The sequence below is a fragment of the Ferribacterium limneticum genome, from assembly GCF_020510625.1.
GTDB lineage: Bacteria > Pseudomonadota > Gammaproteobacteria > Burkholderiales > Rhodocyclaceae > Azonexus > Azonexus limneticus_A.
In genome coordinates this window covers 3892270-3909042 of record NZ_CP075191.1, presented here as the reverse complement: position 1 = coordinate 3909042, position 16773 = coordinate 3892270, and the positions used below count along the sequence as shown (strand labels likewise).

The 16773-nt window shown below is 62.2% G+C and carries 16 protein-coding genes; all 16 read left to right on the top strand.

The features are described from left to right. The first annotated feature begins 33 nt into the window (after positions 1–33). The 16 genes from thiC to mtgA all read left to right on the top strand — a co-directional run bounded on the left by thiC (position 34) and on the right by mtgA (position 16762). Positions 34–1950, top strand: a complete 1917-nt coding sequence (thiC, locus tag KI617_RS18735) for a phosphomethylpyrimidine synthase ThiC (RefSeq protein ID WP_226448911.1) — start codon at positions 34–36, stop codon at positions 1948–1950. Positions 1951–2043: 93 nt separating this feature from the next. Further along, positions 2044–4014, top strand: coding sequence for a DUF2075 domain-containing protein (locus KI617_RS18730; RefSeq protein ID WP_226448909.1), 1971 nt, complete (start codon positions 2044–2046; stop codon positions 4012–4014). Between the two features lie 144 nt (positions 4015–4158). Next, entirely contained in the window at positions 4159–4686 is a 528-nt protein-coding gene (locus KI617_RS18725) for a Spy/CpxP family protein refolding chaperone (protein ID WP_226448908.1), read from the top strand. Positions 4687–4824: 138 nt separating this feature from the next. Continuing rightward, positions 4825–6306 (top strand): efflux transporter outer membrane subunit, encoded by a 1482-nt coding sequence (locus tag KI617_RS18720; protein ID WP_226448906.1) that lies wholly within the window; start codon positions 4825–4827, stop codon positions 6304–6306. Then, on the top strand, positions 6303–7589 hold the full coding sequence (locus KI617_RS18715; protein ID WP_226448904.1) for an efflux RND transporter periplasmic adaptor subunit: 1287 nt from the start codon (positions 6303–6305) through the stop codon (positions 7587–7589). Before KI617_RS18720 ends, KI617_RS18715 begins: the two co-directional genes overlap by 4 nt. 82 nt (positions 7590–7671) lie before the next feature. Further along, a complete protein-coding gene (locus KI617_RS18710) occupies positions 7672–8379 on the top strand; it encodes an ABC transporter ATP-binding protein (RefSeq protein WP_226448902.1) in 708 nt (235 codons plus the stop codon). Then, complete coding sequence (locus tag KI617_RS18705; RefSeq protein ID WP_226448900.1) at positions 8370–9578, top strand: ABC transporter permease; 1209 nt, start codon at positions 8370–8372, stop codon at positions 9576–9578. The genes KI617_RS18710 and KI617_RS18705 overlap by 10 nt, the downstream gene beginning before the upstream one ends. A 173-nt stretch (positions 9579–9751) precedes the next feature. Continuing rightward, positions 9752–10303: an antitoxin Xre/MbcA/ParS toxin-binding domain-containing protein gene (locus tag KI617_RS18700; RefSeq protein WP_226448898.1), complete on the top strand. Its 552-nt coding sequence runs from the start codon at positions 9752–9754 to the stop codon at positions 10301–10303. Next, on the top strand, positions 10303–10767 hold the full coding sequence (locus KI617_RS18695) for an RES family NAD+ phosphorylase (RefSeq protein WP_226448896.1): 465 nt from the start codon (positions 10303–10305) through the stop codon (positions 10765–10767). Before KI617_RS18700 ends, KI617_RS18695 begins: the two co-directional genes overlap by 1 nt. Positions 10768–10777: 10 nt before the next feature. Then, positions 10778–11017 carry a YkgJ family cysteine cluster protein gene (locus KI617_RS18690; RefSeq protein WP_226448895.1) on the top strand — a complete coding sequence of 80 codons (240 nt, stop codon included), beginning with the start codon at positions 10778–10780 and terminating at the stop codon, positions 11015–11017. A gap of 45 nt (positions 11018–11062) precedes the next feature. Beyond that, entirely contained in the window at positions 11063–11887 is an 825-nt protein-coding gene (locus KI617_RS18685) for an undecaprenyl-diphosphate phosphatase (protein WP_226448893.1), read from the top strand. Further along, positions 11872–12441 carry a YqiA/YcfP family alpha/beta fold hydrolase gene (locus KI617_RS18680; protein ID WP_226448891.1) on the top strand — a complete coding sequence of 190 codons (570 nt, stop codon included), beginning with the start codon at positions 11872–11874 and terminating at the stop codon, positions 12439–12441. Before KI617_RS18685 ends, KI617_RS18680 begins: the two co-directional genes overlap by 16 nt. A 7-nt stretch (positions 12442–12448) precedes the next feature. Beyond that, positions 12449–14362, top strand: coding sequence for a ribonuclease catalytic domain-containing protein (locus KI617_RS18675; RefSeq protein ID WP_226448889.1), 1914 nt, complete (start codon positions 12449–12451; stop codon positions 14360–14362). Further along, positions 14359–15249 carry an energy transducer TonB gene (locus KI617_RS18670; RefSeq protein ID WP_226448887.1) on the top strand — a complete coding sequence of 297 codons (891 nt, stop codon included), beginning with the start codon at positions 14359–14361 and terminating at the stop codon, positions 15247–15249. The genes KI617_RS18675 and KI617_RS18670 overlap by 4 nt, the downstream gene beginning before the upstream one ends. Next, entirely contained in the window at positions 15246–16070 is an 825-nt protein-coding gene (gene aroE, locus KI617_RS18665) for a shikimate dehydrogenase (RefSeq protein WP_226448885.1), read from the top strand. Before KI617_RS18670 ends, aroE begins: the two co-directional genes overlap by 4 nt. Beyond that, positions 16067–16762, top strand: coding sequence for a monofunctional biosynthetic peptidoglycan transglycosylase (mtgA, locus tag KI617_RS18660; protein ID WP_226448884.1), 696 nt, complete (start codon positions 16067–16069; stop codon positions 16760–16762). The genes aroE and mtgA overlap by 4 nt, the downstream gene beginning before the upstream one ends. The last annotated feature ends 11 nt before the right edge of the window (positions 16763–16773 follow it).

Genomic DNA, 16773 nt, shown 5'->3' with positions numbered 1-16773 from the left:
GTCTTACCTGCTGCACACCTGCATGGAGCTTCAATGAACGCCAACGAACAATTCCTCGCCGCCAATGCCCACGTCGACGAGGCGGCAGTACAGCCGCTGCCCAATTCCCGCAAGATTTATGTCGAAGGTTCCCGCCCGGATATTCAGGTGCCGATGCGCGAAGTGTCGCAGGACGACACGCCGACCGCTTTTGGTGGCGAAAAGAACCCGCCGATCTACGTTTACGACTGCTCCGGCCCCTATTCCGACCCGGCCGCCAAGATCGACATCCGTTCCGGCCTGCCGGCCTTGCGCGCCCAGTGGATTGCCGAACGCGGCGATGTAGAGGCATTGCCCGACCTGAGCTCGGAATTCGGTCGTCAGCGTGCCGCCGACCCGAAGCTCGACGAACTGCGCTTCCCCGGCCTACACCGCAAGCCGCTGCGTGCCAAGCCCGGTCAGAATGTTTCACAGATGCACTACGCCCGCCAGGGCATCATCACGCCGGAGATGGAATACGTCGCCATCCGCGAAAACAACAATCGCCGCGCCTACATTGAAAGCCTGAAGGCCACCGGCCCGATGGGCAACCGAATGGCCGACATCCTCGGTCGCCAGCACAAGGGCCAGGACTTCGGCGCCAGCATTCCGGAAGAAATCACCCCGGAATTCGTGCGCAGCGAAATCGCCCGTGGCCGCGCCATCATCCCGAACAACATCAACCACCCGGAAAGCGAGCCGATGATCATCGGTCGCAATTTCCTGGTCAAGATCAACGCCAACATCGGCAACTCGGCGCTCGGCTCCTCCATTCAGGAAGAAGTCGAGAAGATGACCTGGTCGATCCGCTGGGGCGGCGACACGGTGATGGACCTGTCCACCGGCAAGAACATCCACGAAACCCGCGAATGGATCATCCGCAACAGCCCGGTGCCGATCGGCACGGTGCCGATCTATCAGGCGCTGGAAAAGGTCAACGGCAAGGCCGAAGACCTGACCTGGGAAATCTTCCGCGACACGCTGATCGAACAGGCTGAACAAGGCGTCGACTACTTCACCATCCACGCTGGCGTGCTGCTGCGCTACGTGCCGATGACCGCCAACCGCCTGACCGGTATCGTGTCGCGCGGTGGTTCGATCATGGCCAAGTGGTGTCTGGCCCACCACAAGGAAAGCTTCCTCTACACCCACTTCGAGGAAATCTGCGAAATCATGAAGGCCTACGACGTCGCCTTCAGCCTCGGCGACGGCCTGCGTCCCGGCTCGATCTACGACGCCAACGACGAAGCCCAGCTGGGGGAACTGAAGACCCTGGGCGAACTGACAGATATCGCCTGGAAGCACGATGTGCAGGTCATCATCGAAGGCCCGGGCCACGTGCCGATGCACATGATCAAGGAGAACATGGACCTCCAGCTCGAGCACTGCAAGGAAGCCCCGTTCTACACCCTTGGCCCCCTGACCACTGACATCGCGCCGGGTTACGACCACATCACCAGCGGCATCGGGGCCGCGATGATCGGCTGGTACGGCACCGCCATGCTCTGCTACGTCACGCCCAAGGAACACCTCGGCTTGCCCGACAAGAACGACGTCAAGGAAGGCATCATCACCTACAAGCTCGCCGCCCATGCCGCCGACCTGGCCAAGGGCCACCCCGGCGCGCAGATTCGCGACAACGCCCTGTCCAAGGCGCGCTTCGAGTTCCGCTGGGACGACCAGTTCAACCTCGGCCTCGACCCGGACAAAGCTAAAAGCTTCCACGACGAAACCCTGCCCAAGGAATCGGCCAAGGTCGCCCACTTCTGCTCCATGTGTGGCCCGCACTTCTGCTCGATGAAGATCACGCAGGATGTGCGCGAATTCGCCGCCGCCCAGGGTATCGCTGAAGCCGAGGCGCTAGAGAAGGGGATGGAAACCAAGGCCGTCGAGTTCGTCAAGGCCGGGGCTGAGGTTTACAGCAAGGTTTAATAGGCTCGACACTCAACTGAAAGCGAAAAGGCGGCTGAAATTGGCCGCCTTTTTCTTTCGTGCGCTCAGGGGCTTCCGTATGATCCTGGAATCATGACTGATGCCTCCTATTTCAACGCGAGCGTCGCGGAATTCCTGCTTGCCAATGATGACGAGATTCTTGGCGCGCTGACCCGCCGCCACGGGTTCAGTCTTGAACATCAGCAAAAGCACGCTTGGCAGGCACAGATCTGCATCTTGAAAGAGGTCCTGCCTGCTGATCTGGAAGGGCAGATCTTTTTCGAGTTTGCTATTCCGCGAATGGGCAAGCGAGCAGACGTTGTTCTTATTGTCGGCGGCGTGATTTTTGTTATTGAGTTCAAGATCGGGGCCCACCACTTTGAGCGCTCAGGCATCGAACAGGTGCATGACTATGCGCTCGACCTGAAGAATTTTCATTTGGGCAGCCACCAGCAGCCTATTGTCCCTGTTTTGGTGTGTACCAACGTCAAGTCTCATGAGCTGCCGTCGCTTGAATGGGCTGACGATAGTGTTGCCGTGCCGATTGGCGTGAGCACCGCCAATTTGTTGCCTCTCGTTCATCAAGGTGTGCTTGAGCAGGCAGAAGTAATCCCGATAAATCCTTGGGCATGGGCTGTTTCAGGCTATCAGCCAACGCCGACCATCATTGAGGCAGCCTTGGCACTTTACCGAAACCACGACGTGCAGGAGATCGCTCGTTCGGATGCCAGTGCGCAGAACCTTGGTCGGACATCGGACTGCATAGCAGCCATCATCGAAGACGCCAAGTTGACTCGACGGAAGGCAATCTGTTTCGTGACAGGCGTTCCGGGGGCCGGCAAAACGCTGGCCGGGCTGAATATCGCGACAGCCCGGGCAGATGAGCACGCCGACGAGCATGCCGTATTTTTGTCTGGCAATGGCCCCTTGGTTGATGTCCTGCGCGAGGCCCTTGCTCGGGATCAGGCGGCACGTGAGGGAATCTCAAAGAAGGATGCGCATCGTAAGGTGGCGAGCTTTGTTCAGAATATTCATCATTTTCGCGACGATGCGTTGAGGGGAAGCGCTCCGCCTGTCGAGCACGTTGTTGTTTTTGACGAAGCCCAGCGAGCCTGGAGTCGCGAGCAGGCCAGCAAATTCATGCAGCAAAAGCGCGGACATTTGAATTTCGACATGTCCGAGCCGGCATTCCTGATCAGCGTGATGGATCGCCATGAAGATTGGTGCGTCATCGTGTGTTTGGTCGGCGGTGGGCAGGAAATCAATACCGGCGAGGCGGGGCTAAGCGAGTGGCTGATTGTCCTGAAGGAACAGTTTCCGAATTGGCTGGTGCATGTCTCGCCGCGCGTCGAGAGTCCGGACTACCTTTGGGGAGAGGCTGCTGGACAAGTGCTTAACGAGAGTCGTGTTCGCAGAGATGAAGCGCTCCATCTGGCCGTTTCGCTCCGATCATTTCGCGCGGAGGCACTTTCCGAAATGATCGGGCATGTTGTTGAAAACCGGTGTGAGCAAGCGCGGGCCGCCCATGCGGCGATTGCTGAGCGGTATCCGATCGTTTTGGTGCGCGATCTCGACCTGGCCCGGGATTGGGTGCGATGTAAGGCACGGGGGAGTGAGCGATATGGTTTGCTTGCTTCTTCTGGCGGCTATCGACTCCGACCGGAAAGTGTCTGGGTTAAGGCAAAAATTGATGCGCCCGCATGGTTTTTGAATGAACGCGTCGATGTACGTTCATCCTTCTACCTGGAGGAGGTTGCTACCGAGTTCGATGTGCAAGGACTCGAGCTGGATTGGGCGCTTGTTTGCTGGGATGCGGATTTTCGCTATGTGAAGAACGAGTGGCGACATTTCGGTTTTCGCGGTACAGCCTGGATGCGCATGAGTGCTGCAGAGCGGCAAATGTATTTGAAGAATGCGTATCGGGTCGTGCTTACCCGCGCACGGCAAGGCATGGCGATCTTCATACCACGGGGTGATGCAGCGGATCGGACACGTTTGCCAGAGTTTTATGACCAAACTTTTGAGTATCTACGTTCTTGCGGGTTACAGGAATACTTGGGCTAATGCTTGCCCCAAGCCGTGTGATGTAACAACTTTCCTCGCCATTTACTTTCATTTACAGCCCGTTAACCGGCCTTAACTGCGTTGCGGAGGAGTATTCGTCCTGTCGTCGGGCCGCGCCCGAGTGCTGAAGCGAAAGGACGAGTGATGAGTTTTCCCAAGTTGAGTTGGCAGCGATTTTTGATAGCGGCGGGCATTTCCCTGTGCGTGCCGCTGCTTGCGTTGGCCGTGAGTCAGCGCGCTGCGGCCTGTGGTGGCGGACCGGCCATGGAGGGCGGGAAGATGCCGCCCTATTTGCGCTCCGTGAGCCTCAGTGAGGCGCAGCGCGACAAGGTTTTCGAGGTCATGCACGGGCAGGCACCGGTGATGCGCGATAAGGCCAAGGCAGCGCGCAATGCTGAAGCGGCCTTGCGTCAATTGGTCATCTCTCCGGATTACAGCGAGTCGAAGGCCCAGGTGCTGGCTGATAGTGCGGCCAGGGCGATGGCTGAAATGTCGCTGGCCCGGGCCAAGTCTGAGCGTCTGGTTTATGAAGTGTTGACGCCGGAACAGCGCAAGCAGGTGGCCGAGCGGAAGGCTTTCGACGAGCCGCCGATGGCGGGGCGTGGCGATGGCCCGCGGCGCGGCGAGCGTGGCGATCATGGTGGCGAGCCCCGCCAGCCGCCCGGCCGCTGATCAAGTTTCCGGCCGCTGCCTGAGGGCGTCGGCCAAACGAGCGAACCCCCTTACCCGCCGCGGCGCAATTTGTGGTTGCGGCGGGTTCTTTTACATCGTTTAACACCTGTGAATATCACGGGCAGCGAAAATATCCGGATGAAATTTTCTCGGTTTTTATTAGGGCCAATTTGCCGTCTGTCATGGCTGGTCGTGCTGGCGCTCGGCTCGCTGAGTGCTTGTTCCAGCCTGCCATCGGTCGGGCCGGACTATCAGGTACCGGCGTGGGCCATGCCGGGTCGATGGCTGGCGGCAAAGCCGGGAGTGGCCGATGCAGGGGCCGCCGCCGACAATTTGAACATCAGCTCAAAATCGCAAAGCGACTGGTGGCGACAACTGGGCGATCCGGCGCTCGATGATCTGATCGCGACGGCGCAAAGCGGCAGTCTCGATCTCAAGGCGGCGCAGGCGCGTTTGCGGCAGGCGCGGGCCAGCCGGGCGCAGGCGGTGAGCGGCTATTTTCCGCAAGTGTCGGCGTCGACCGGGGCCAGCCGGAGCAAGAGCGCCGCTGCGATCAGTGCCCAGCCGACGCGCACGCTGTACGACGCCGGTTTCGATGCCAGTTGGGAGCTTGACCTGTTTGGCGGCACTCGCCGGGCGGTCGAGGCGGCCGAGGCCGATCTGGCCGCCAGTGCTGCCAGTCTGGAAAATGTGCGGGTTTCGCTGGTCGCCGAGGTGGCGCAGAACTACGTTGAGTGGCGCGCCTACCAGTCGCGGCTGGCGATTGCCTGGGCCAATCTGGCCAGCCAGAGCGAAACGGCGCAGATCACCGAATGGCGCCAGCAGGCCGGTCTGGCCAGTGCCGCCGATGTCGAGCAGGCGTGGACCAGCCGCGAGCAGACGCGGGCGAGCATGCCCGATCTGGAGGTCGGGCTGGCGGCGGCGGAAAACCGGCTGAGCACCTTGCTCGGCCAGCCCCCCGGCGCCCTGCATGAAAAACTGCTCGCCGCGCCAGCCAGTCCGGCGGTGCCGCCGACGGTGGCGACTGGCATCCCGGCCGACGTGTTGCGTCAGCGGCCTGATCTGATCGTCGCCGAACGCACGCTGGCAGCGGAAACGGCACGTATCGGGCAGCGGCAGGCGGCGCGCTTTCCCAGCCTGTCACTCGGCGGTTCCTTTGGTTGGCAGGCATACAGCCTCGGCGGGCTGGGCGGCAGCGGCAGCCTCGCTCGTGCCGTCAGCGGCACGCTGGCCGCGACGCTATTCGATGGTGGCAAGCCGCGCAGCGCCGTCGATTTGCAGACGGCGGTGCAGGAGGCAGCGCTGGTGGCCTACGAAAATGCCGTCCTGACCGCGCTGGAAGAAGTCGAAAACGCACTGACCGCCCACGCGCAGGCCCGTGACCGGGTGATCGCCCGTGAAGCGGCGGCCGTTTCGGCGCGCAACGCGGCGACGTTGAGCCGGCAGATGGTCGAAGCCGGCCTCGCTGATTTCCAGAAAGTGCTGGAAACCCAGCGCACCCAATTGATGGCCGAAGACTCGCTGGCCACCGCCCGGTCGGCCGTGCTGACCTCGCTGATCCAGCTCTACAAGGCGCTCGGCGGCGGCTGGCAGGCGGACAATGAAAGTGATCGAACATGACGCAAAGTAGCGATACCTCGTCGGCGGCGCTCGTCGCGCTGCTCAGCAAGAACGCCAGCCAGGGCGCCGGTAGGCGGCGGTGGTGGCTGATCGGTGGTGGCCTTGCCATCATGGTTGTGCTGCTGGTGGCCTTGTCCGGCGGCAACGGTCAGCCGGCCGGGCAATACCAGACCGAGGAGGCGGCCGTCGGCAATCTGCTGGTCACCGCCTCGGCCAGCGGCACGCTGCAGCCGACCAAGTCGGTCGATGTAGGCTCCGAACTTTCCGGCACGCTGTCCAGCGTGCTGGTGCAGGAAAACGATGTGGTCAAGAAAGGCCAGTTGCTGGCCCAACTCGATACCGCCAAGTTGAAGGACGCCGTGGCCAAATCGCAGGCTGCCGTGGCGGCGGCGGAGGCTTCGGTAGCGCTGGCACAGGCGACGGTGGCCGAAACGACCGCCTCGCTGAATCGTATGCGCCAAGTCGCCGAGCTTTCCGGCGGCAAAGTGCCGGCCAAGACCGAACTGGAGACGGCCGATGCGGCACGACAGCGGGCCATCGCCAGTCTCGCCAGCGCCCGGGCCGATGTGGTGCAGGCGCGGGCGACGCTGAAAACGGACGAAACCAATCTCGGCAAGGCGACCATCCGTTCGCCGGTCGATGGCGTCGTGCTGACCCGCAAGGTGGAACCGGGCCAGACCGTGGCGGCGCAGATGACGACGCCAGTACTTTTCGTGCTGGCCGAGGATCTGGCCAAGATGGAGTTGCAGGTCAAGGTCGACGAGGCCGATGTCGGCAACGTCAAGGTCGGCCAGACGGCGAGTTTCACCGTCTCGGCCTGGCCGGGGCGCCAGTTTCCGGCGAGCATTCAGCGCGTCGGGCTGGGCTCGACGACGACGGATAACGTGGTCACCTACAAGACCATCCTGCGGGTCAATAACGACGATCTCGCGCTGCGGCCTGGCATGACGGCGACGGCCAGCATCGTGACGGCCAGCCGCGACAAGGTGTTGCTGGTGCCCAATGCGGCCTTGCGCTTTACGCCACCGGGTTTGGCGGCGGGGGTGAAGGAGCGCAGCTTGGTCTCGCGCCTGCTGCCCGGGCCGCCGCCGGAGGCGCCCAAGAAGCGTCCGGTCGCGGCCAAGGGCAGCGGTGAAGCGCAGGTCTGGGTGCTGGTCGATGGCCAGCCGCAGGCGGCGGCCCTGAAAACCGGCGTCAGCAACGGCCGCCATACCGAGGTGCTGGATGGTGACTTGCCGGCCGGTGCGGCGGTGATTACCGACTATCAGGCGGCGAAGAAGTGATTTTCCGCGACGATCGAGCCAAGCGCAGCCCCTTGGGGCAATGCGATGAAACGGCCGGATTTGACCTGTCGGCGAGGCCGGCGTGAGCGCGCCCTTGATCGAACTGCGTGCCATTACCAAGACCTACGGGCAGGGGCAGGCCGCATTTCAGGCGCTGCGCGGTGTCGATCTGTGCATAGCGGCTGGTGAATTCGTGGCCGTGATGGGGCCGAGCGGTTCCGGCAAGTCGACGGCGATGAACCTGGTCGGCTGCCTCGATACGCCGACCTCGGGCGAATTCCGCTTTCAGGGCATCAACGTTGAGCAACTCGACCGCAACCAGCGGGCCTTGCTGCGTCGGCAATGTCTCGGCTTCGTTTTCCAGGGCTTCAATTTGCTGGCGCGAACCTCGGCACAGGAGAACGTCGAACTGCCGCTGCTCTATCGCGGCGAACCGGCGGCAGCCCGCCACGCGGCAGCGCGGGCGGCGCTCGACAAGGTCGGGCTGGCCGGTTGGGAGCATCACACCCCGGCCGAGCTTTCCGGCGGCCAGCAGCAGCGCGTCGCCATCGCCCGGGCCATCGTCACCAACCCGCTGGTGCTGCTTGCCGACGAGCCGACCGGCAACCTCGACAGCCAGCGCAGCCACGAAATCATGGAGCTGCTCGGCCGCCTGAACCGTGAGCAGGGCATCACCGTGATCATGGTCACCCACGAGCCGGAGATGGCGCGGTACGCTCGGCGCATCGTGCGTTTCGTCGACGGCCTGGTTGCCAGCGATGCCCCGCATGCGGAGGCCGCATGCTCCTGAACGCCCTGCTGCTGGCCCTGCGCGAGATTCGCCGCAATCTGCTGCGCTCCTTCCTGACCGTGCTCGGCATCGTCATCGGCGTTGCGGCGGTGATCACCATGGTCACCCTCGGCAACGGCGCGACGCGCATGGTGGCCGACCAGATCGCCAGCCTCGGCAGCAACCTGCTGATGGTCATGCCCGGCCAGCGTCTCGGCCCGGGGCGCGACAGTGCCGGGGCGCCAAAATTCAAGGTCGCCGACATCGAGGCCATCCAGCAGCAGGTCAATGGCCTGAAGGCAGTGGCGCCGGTGGTCGGCAGCGCGGTGACGCTGGTCGCCGGGACGCAGAACTGGTCATCGACGGTGAGCGGCACGAGCAACGCCTATTTCATCGCCGGCAACTGGAAACTGGCCGGCGGCCGGCAGTTCAGCGAGGATGAGGAACGGGCCGGCAAGGCGGTGTGCATTATCGGCAACACCGTCAAAAAGGAGCTGTTCGGCACGCAGAACCCGCTCGGCAGCAGCGTTCGCGTCAAAACCTTCGACTGCGAAATCATCGGCCTGCTGGCCGCCAAAGGGCAGGGCGGCATGGGGCAGGATCAGGACGACACGGTGCTGATGCCGCTGCGCACCGCCCAGCGTCGGCTGACCGGCAGTCTCGATGTCGGCAGCATCATGGTTTCGCTGAACGATGCAACCGACTCGACGCTGGCCATGGCGCAATTGCGCAGCCTGATGCGCGAGCGGCGCAAGCTGGCCGACAACGTCGATGACAATTTCAATGTAATGGACACCAAGCAGATCGCTGAAACGCTGTCCGGCACCATCGGCACGATGACCGCGCTGCTCGGTGCGGTGGCGGCGGTCAGCCTGCTCGTCGGCGGCATTGGCATCATGAACATTATGCTCGTTTCGGTCACCGAGCGAACGCGGGAAATCGGCATCCGGCTGGCCATCGGCGCGCTGGAAAACGAGGTGCTGCTGCAATTCCTGATCGAAGCCGTCGTGCTCTCGGCCTTTGGCGGGCTGGTCGGCGTGGCGCTGGCGTTCGTTGCCTGCCTTGGGCTATCGTCGCTGATGCACATGCCTTTCCTGTTCAACCCGGCGATCAACCTGACTGCTTTCGGTTTCTCGGCGGCGATCGGTGTGCTTTTCGGCTACGTGCCGGCGCGCCGGGCGGCGCAACTCGATCCGATCGAGGCGCTGCGCCACGAGTAGGCGTTTCGATGGTGATTGCTTTTTCTGGTTGATCGTAGGACCTGCCTTTGCCGCCAAGTTTCGGGGGGCACTGTTTTTCGGTGGCCAGCGAAAACGGCCGCCGCTGATATTTTTCAGTCAATTGGCTCGTTTGGGCTATACTTTGAGCTCAAATGAGCCAATTGAGGTGAGTGATGGCAAAATCAGCCGTGCGTGAAACGAGGTCAGCCAAGCCGAAAGGCGTTGCCAGCCGGGCAAGTGCCACGCCAGTGCTTGCTGCTGCCGAGCAGTTGCAGGCGGCGTATGTCGTTTCGCCGCAGCCGCGTGTGGCGGCGGGGGCGTGGATGGCTTACCGGGATCAATTCCTGGATAGTTCGGCCCAGGTGCAGATCAGCGAAATCCGCAAAGGGGCGCCGGCCAGCAATCTGGTCGGCGCGGCGGAGGCGCTGCATGTGCCGCGTGAGCGCGTTTATGAGCTGGTCGGCCTGTCGGCCTCGACCGCCAAGCGCAAGCTGGCCAAGGATGAAACGCTCGACCCGCTGATGACCGAGCGCCTGACCCGGTTGGGTGCCATCGAGCGACTGGCCGAGGACACATTCGGCGACGCCCTGCTGGCCAGCGAGTGGCTGCAAACGATGAATATCGGGCTGGGCAACGTGACGCCCTTGTCGATGCTCGATACCGAAATCGGCTGCCGCGAAGTGTCGCGGGTGCTCAACGCCATCGCCTACGGTGGTGCAGCCTGATGCGCGCCTGGCGCATCGCTCGCGCCAGATACGCCCTTGATCGCAGCGGCGCGGGTGGCCTGGCCGACGGCGGGCGCTGGCACGTGCAAGGAACGCCGGTCATTTACGCCGGCCTGAGCGCCGAAATCTGCGCCATGGAAAAACTGGCGCATACCGGCCACATCCTGCCGGCCGACCTGATGCTGGTGGCGCTGAGCTTGCCCGATGACGAGGCGCTCTACGAGACGGCGGCGGTGGATGCTCTGCCCGGCTGGGCGGCGACGCCACCCGGCGCCATTTCGGTCGATTTCGGCGCCACCTTTCTGCGCTCGGGCCGGGCGCTCGGCCTGGTTGTGCCGTCGGCCGTGGTGCCGGAGGCGCGCAATATCGTGATCAATCCGCTGCACCCGCGCTTTGCCGAGGTGGAGTTTGCCGTGATGCGTCCTTTCGTCTTCGACCAACGGCTACGGCCGCAGCCGGGCTGAGCGGGCCGTCATGGACTGTCGCCCCGGCTGTGGCGCCTGCTGCATTGCGCCTTCCATCTCATCGCTGAACAAGCCGGCTGGCGAGCCATGTCGCCATCTCGATGCTGAACTGCGTTGCCGGATATTCGGCCAGCCCGAACGCCCGGCCTGCTGCGGCGGCCTGCAGGCTTCGCCGGAAATGTGCGGGCTATCCCGGGAGCATGCGCTCAAATGGCTGGCTGATCTCGAAGTTCTGACACATCCAGGATAGTAGAATGCGGCCTCCCCAACTTGCTAAAAGCACAGGCTGCACGCCATGGACCCGATTCTTCTCCTCAAGGCCCTCATTCTCGGCATCGTCGAAGGGCTGACTGAATTCCTGCCGATTTCGTCGACCGGCCACTTGATTCTGGCCGGTGATCTGCTGGATTTCAACGACGATCGCGGCAAGTTGTTCGAGATCGTTATCCAGTCCGGTGCCATTCTGGCCGTGGTCTGGGAGTATCGCCAACGTCTGCTCGTCGTGGCGCGCGGTGCCTTCAGCGACAAGGCGGCGCAGAAATTCCTCCTCAACCTGTTCGTCGCCTTCCTGCCGCTGGCCATTCTCGGGCTGGCTTTCGGCAAGGCGATCAAGGCCAACCTGTTCAACCCGATTGCCGTGGCGACCACCTTCATTCTCGGCGCCTTCGTCATCCTCTGGGCCGAAAAGCGCGAGCACACCATCCGCGTCCAGACGGTCGAGGAGATGACCCTGCTCGACGCCCTGAAAATGGGCTTCGCCCAAGCCGTGGCGCTGATTCCCGGCACCTCGCGTTCCGGCGCAACGATCATCGGCGGCTTGCTGTTCGGACTGTCGCGCAAGGCGGCGACCGAATTTTCCTTCTTCCTCGCCATCCCGACGCTGGGCGCAGCCACCGTCTATCAGCTCTACAAGGAGCGCGCCCTGCTCAGCGCCGACGATATCGGCATGTGGGTGGTCGGCTTCATTTCCGCCTTCATTTCGGCCTTTTTGTGCGTGCGCTGGCTGCTGCGTTTCATTTCCAGCCACGATTTCACGCCCTTCGCTTGGTATCGCATCGTCTTCGGCATTGTCGTCCTGATGACCGCCCACTTCGGCTGGGTGCAATGGACCGCCCACTGATCATCTACCTGCACGGCTTCTGCTCCTCGCCGGCGTCGTGGAAATCGCAACTGCTGGCCGAAGAAATGGCCCGGCGCGGGCTGGCGGCGCAGTTCGTCTGCCCACAGTTGTCGCCGGTGCCCGAAGAAGCGGTGGCCAGTGTCAGCCGACTGATTGAACAGGCCAGCGGGCCAGTCACCTTGATCGGCAGTTCGCTGGGCGGGCATTACGCCAACCATCTGGCCGAAAAGCACGGCGTGAACGCCGTGCTGATCAACCCGGCGGTGAGCGCCAGCCTCGATTTGGGAAAGTTTGTCGGCGATCACGCCAATTTCCATACTGGGGAACAATTTACCTTCACCAAAGCACACGCCGCCCAGCTGCTCGAGCAGATTGCCAAGCCGACGCCGGGGCGTTACTGGCTGCTGGTCGAGGAGGGAGACGAAGTGCTGGATTACCGCCAAGCGCAGGCCTTCTACGCCGGCTGCCGGCAAACCGTCCTGCCGGGCGGCGACCACAGCTTCACGAAGTTTCCCGACTTTGTGCCGCAAATCATTGAATACGCTGGGCTATAATCCGTCGATGAACGTATTGTTTGAAGAAGATGGCGGCTTTAAGGCCGGCAGCATCATGGCCGACAACGACAGCTCGTTGCAGGTCGAAATGCCTACCGGCAAGCGCAGCAAGATCAAGGCCGCAACGGTATTGTTGCGCTTTGAAAAGCCCTCCGCGGCTGCCTTGCTTGACCAGGCCACGCCGCTGGCCGAAGAAATCGAAGCTGAATTCCTGTGGGAGTGCGCAAGCGATGGCGAGTTTTCGTTTCTTGATTTTGCCCGTGATTACTACGGACACGAACCTGCGCCGATCGAAGCGACGGCGGTGCTGCTTGCCTTGCACGCCGCGCCCGTCTATTTCCACCGCAAAGGCAAGGGCCGCTTCCGCAAGGCGCCTGCCGACATTCTCGCAGCTGCTCTGGCCAGTCTTGAAAAAAAGCGTCAGCAAGCGCTCACGATGGAAGGCTGGATTGTCGAGCTGAGAGAGTTTCGCCTGCCGCCGGAAATCGGCGCCATGACCGATGCCTTGCTCTATGCGCCGGATCGCAACAAGCCGGAAACCAAAGCCTTCGAAACCGCCTGCGCCGAAACCGGCCTGACCGCAGCGCAAATGCTCTTCAAGTGCGGCGCGATCAAGTCGCCCTACTTCCTGCATTACCGCCGTTTCCTGCACGAACAGTTTCCCAAGGGCGTCAATTTCCCGGCCCTTGATGCACCGAAGTTGCCGCGCGATCTGCCGCGCGCCGATGTCCGGGCCTTCTCGATCGACGACGCCAACACCACCGAAATCGACGACGCGTTGTCCGTCGTCAAACTGCCCGGTATCGGTTCGCGCATCGGCATCCACATCGCCGCGCCCGGTTTGGCCATCGAACACGGCTCGCCGCTCGACGGCGTTGCTCGCGCTCGCTTGTCGACGGTCTACATGCCCGGCAACAAGATCACCATGTTGCCCGACGCCGTGGTGCAAAACTACACGCTGGCCGGCGGTGTCGATTGCCCGGCCGTGTCGCTCTATCTGACCGTCAATGAATCGCTGGAAATCCTCAGCCACGAGTCGCGGCTGGAGATGGTGCACATCGCCGCCAACCTGCGCCACCACGAAATCGAGCCGTGGTTCAACGCCGAAACGATTAATGGTCCGCTGCCCGACCAGCCGTTCAAGGACGAACTGGTCCACCTCTGGCACTTCGCCAACGCCTGCGAAGGCCGGCGCGGCAAGCCCTCGGCCATGCAGGGCATCAACGATTACAACTTCGAGATCGTCGGCGATCTGGCCGATCCGGATGCCTGTACAGTCGGGATTTCCGAACGCAAGCGTGGTAGCCCGCTCGACAAGCTGGTCGCCGAGTTGATGATTGTCGCCAACTCGACCTGGGGTGGCCTGCTCGCCGAGAAGAACATCGCCTGCCTGTACCGGGCGCAGACGCAGGGCAAGGTCCGCATGACGACCTCGCCGCTGCCGCACGAAGGCCTTGGCGTGCCGCAGTATGCCTGGATGACTTCTCCGCTGCGTCGCTACTGCGATATGGTCAATCAATGGCAGCTGATCGCCTGCTTGAAGGGTGAAACCCCTGCTTTTGCCCAGAAGTCGGCCGAATTGTTCGGCGCGATGCGCGACTTTGAGATCACCTACGCCGCTTACGCCGATTTCCAGCGTCAGATGGAGCGTTACTGGTGCTTGCGCTGGCTGCAGCAGCATGAAATGACCGAAATCGACGCCACCGTGCGCCGTGAGCAAAGCGTCAAGCTCGACCATCTGCCCTTGTTGCTGCGCGTGCCGTCGATTCCGCCTGACCTCTTGCCGGGGCAGCGCATTCGTCTGGCAGTCGAGAGCATTGATTTGCTGGCCCCGGAAGTGACTTGCCGTTTTGTCAGCTTGCTTGGCGAGAGCGATGTTGCCGAAAGCGCGGAGGAAGCCGAAGACGGAGAGGGCGTGTGAGGAAGGCGGCCAGCCTGCGCGTATTGCCGGCGATAAAGCAAGATCGCCGTCTGTGGATCGCGCTCGGCCTTTCGCTGGCCTTTCACGCTTTGCTGCTCACCCTGCACTTCCAGTTTCCGGATACGTCCAAGGCCTTTCGCGAAAAAGCCATGGATATCATCCTGGTCAATGCGAAATCGGCGCGCAAGCCGTCCGACGCTCAGGCGCTGGCGCAAGCCAATCTCGACGGCGGTGGCAATACTGACGAAAACCGTCGAGCCAAAACACCGCTGCCGCCAACCCATCAGAAGAGCGATGGCGATTCGGTCCAGCAGATGCAGCGCCGTGTTCAGGAGCTGGAAACCGCCCAGCAGAAGCTGATGACCCAGGCCAAGAGCCTGCGCAATGTCGCTGCCGAGAAAACAGCCAGCGAGCAGCCGTCTCCGGTACCCAGTGTCAGCGGTCTCGACCTCGCCGAGTCGGCCCGGGCGATGGCGCGGCTGGAAGGCGAAATCGCCAAGACGGCCGACGAATACAGCAAGCGGCCGCGCAAGAAGTTCGTCGGCGCGCGGACCGAAGAATATGGTTTGGCAGCCTATCTTGATGGCTGGAAACAAAAGATCGAGCGGATCGGCACGCTGAATTACCCGGCCGAAGCGCGCGGCAAGCTCTATGGCGCGGTGGTGATTTTTGTTGAACTGCGGGCCGAGGATGGCAGCCTGTACAACGCCGAGATTTCGCGCTCTTCCGGCCACAAGGTGCTGGATCAGGCAGCGCTGCGCATCCTCAGGATGTCGGCGCCTTTCGGAGCCATTCCGCAGCAGGCGCTGGGCGGTGCGACGGTGCTGTCTTTCGCCCGGACCTGGTACTTCACGCAGGGTGATGCCCTGAATACGGCCAACAAATGAGCGATCTTTACTGTGTCTTCGGCAATCCGATTGCTCATTCCAGGTCTCCGGCCATTCATTCGGCCTTTGCCAAAGCAACCGGACAAGACCTGATTTACGAAGCCCGCCTGGCTGCAGTCGATGGCTTCCCGCTGGCAGTTTCTGAATTCGTTGCGGCTGGCGGCAAGGGGGCGAATGTCACCGTGCCGTTCAAGGAAGAGGCTTTTCGTCTGGCAACGCGTTTGTCCGAGCGTGCGGCGCGGGCTGGAGCGGTCAATACGCTGGCCTTCGATGGCGCCGAAATCTTTGGTGACAACACTGATGGCGCCGGGCTGCTCCGTGACATAACGAATAACCTTGGTTTTCCGCTGCTCGGCAAGCGCATTCTACTGCTCGGTGCGGGTGGCGCTTCACGCGGGGTCATCGCGCCCTTGCTGGCTGAAAAGCCGGCCTCGCTGTTTATCGCCAACCGCAGCGCCGACAAGGCGACCGCACTGGCGCAGGCATTTGCCGACATGGCTCCGTTGGACGCAGGAGGGTTTGCGGAAACTGCCGGTAAAAGCTTTGATCTGGTCATCAACGCTACTTCTGCCAGCCTTTCCGGCGACAGTCTGCCCTTGCTGCCGGGCATTTTTGCGCCGGGTGGTCTGGCTTACGACATGATGTACGGCAAAGGCGAAACACCGTTTCTGTTGCTGGCCCGCGAGCAGGGCGCGGCACGCTGTGCCGATGGCCTCGGCATGCTGGTTGAACAGGCGGCCGAAGCCTTCTTCGTTTGGCGCGGTGTGCGCCCGAGCACCGGCGTGGTGCTGGCCGATCTGCGAGCCAAACTGACCGCATGAAAACCCTCGGCCGCTGGCTGAAGTGGGTGTTGCTTGGACTGGTTGGCATCTTCCTGGTCTGGCAGCTGTGGTTGCTCGGCTGGGTACTGCTGTGGGGCTGGGTCAATCCTGGCGAAACCCGTTTCATGGAAATCCGCCTGGCCGAGCTGCGCCAGAAGAACCCAGGGGCACAGCTGAAGCAGCAATGGGTGCCTTACGAGCGAATTTCCATCCACCTGAAGCGCGCCATCATCGCGGCCGAAGATGCCAAGTTCGTCGATCATGAAGGCTTCGACTGGGACGGTATGCAGAAAGCGCTGGAAAAGAACCAGAAGAAGGGGCGTTTCGTCGCCGGCGGTTCGACCATCAGCCAGCAACTGGCGAAAAACCTGTTTTTGACACCGACCAAGTCGTATTTTCGCAAGGTCGAAGAGGCCATCATTACCTTGATGCTGGAAAATCTGTGGAGCAAAAAGCGGATTTTCGAGGTTTACCTGAATGTGATCGAATGGGGTAATGGCGTATTTGGCGCCGAAGCGGCGGCTCGCCATTACTACAACGCCAGTGCAGCCCAGCTCGGACCGGAGCAGGCGGCACGTCTGGCCGGCATGGTGCCGAATCCGCGCTATTACGAACGCAATCGCAATGCGCCTGGCCTCGGGCGCAAGACGGCGATCATTCTTGGCCGAATGCCGGGGGCGGATGTTCCGTGAAATATCGCCGG

What these genes read in the sequence shown, in the direction of transcription:
- KI617_RS18690 (WP_226448895.1), top strand. Translation starts at nt 10,778, where the DNA reads ATGGACTGTCGCCCCGGCTGTGGCGCCTGCTGCATTGCGCCTTCCATC.
- KI617_RS18695 (WP_226448896.1), top strand. Translation starts at nt 10,303, where the DNA reads ATGCGCGCCTGGCGCATCGCTCGCGCCAGATACGCCCTTGATCGCAGC.
- KI617_RS18700 (WP_226448898.1), top strand. Translation starts at nt 9,752, where the DNA reads ATGGCAAAATCAGCCGTGCGTGAAACGAGGTCAGCCAAGCCGAAAGGC.
- KI617_RS18680 (WP_226448891.1), top strand. Translation starts at nt 11,872, where the DNA reads ATGGACCGCCCACTGATCATCTACCTGCACGGCTTCTGCTCCTCGCCG.
- KI617_RS18720 (WP_226448906.1), top strand. Translation starts at nt 4,825, where the DNA reads ATGAAATTTTCTCGGTTTTTATTAGGGCCAATTTGCCGTCTGTCATGG.
- KI617_RS18675 (WP_226448889.1), top strand. Translation starts at nt 12,449, where the DNA reads ATGAACGTATTGTTTGAAGAAGATGGCGGCTTTAAGGCCGGCAGCATC.
- KI617_RS18685 (WP_226448893.1), top strand. Translation starts at nt 11,063, where the DNA reads ATGGACCCGATTCTTCTCCTCAAGGCCCTCATTCTCGGCATCGTCGAA.
- KI617_RS18730 (WP_226448909.1), top strand. Translation starts at nt 2,044, where the DNA reads ATGACTGATGCCTCCTATTTCAACGCGAGCGTCGCGGAATTCCTGCTT.
- KI617_RS18705 (WP_226448900.1), top strand. Translation starts at nt 8,370, where the DNA reads ATGCTCCTGAACGCCCTGCTGCTGGCCCTGCGCGAGATTCGCCGCAAT.
- aroE (WP_226448885.1), top strand. Translation starts at nt 15,246, where the DNA reads ATGAGCGATCTTTACTGTGTCTTCGGCAATCCGATTGCTCATTCCAGG.
- thiC (WP_226448911.1), top strand. Translation starts at nt 34, where the DNA reads ATGAACGCCAACGAACAATTCCTCGCCGCCAATGCCCACGTCGACGAG.
- KI617_RS18725 (WP_226448908.1), top strand. Translation starts at nt 4,159, where the DNA reads ATGAGTTTTCCCAAGTTGAGTTGGCAGCGATTTTTGATAGCGGCGGGC.
- KI617_RS18715 (WP_226448904.1), top strand. Translation starts at nt 6,303, where the DNA reads ATGACGCAAAGTAGCGATACCTCGTCGGCGGCGCTCGTCGCGCTGCTC.
- mtgA (WP_226448884.1), top strand. Translation starts at nt 16,067, where the DNA reads ATGAAAACCCTCGGCCGCTGGCTGAAGTGGGTGTTGCTTGGACTGGTT.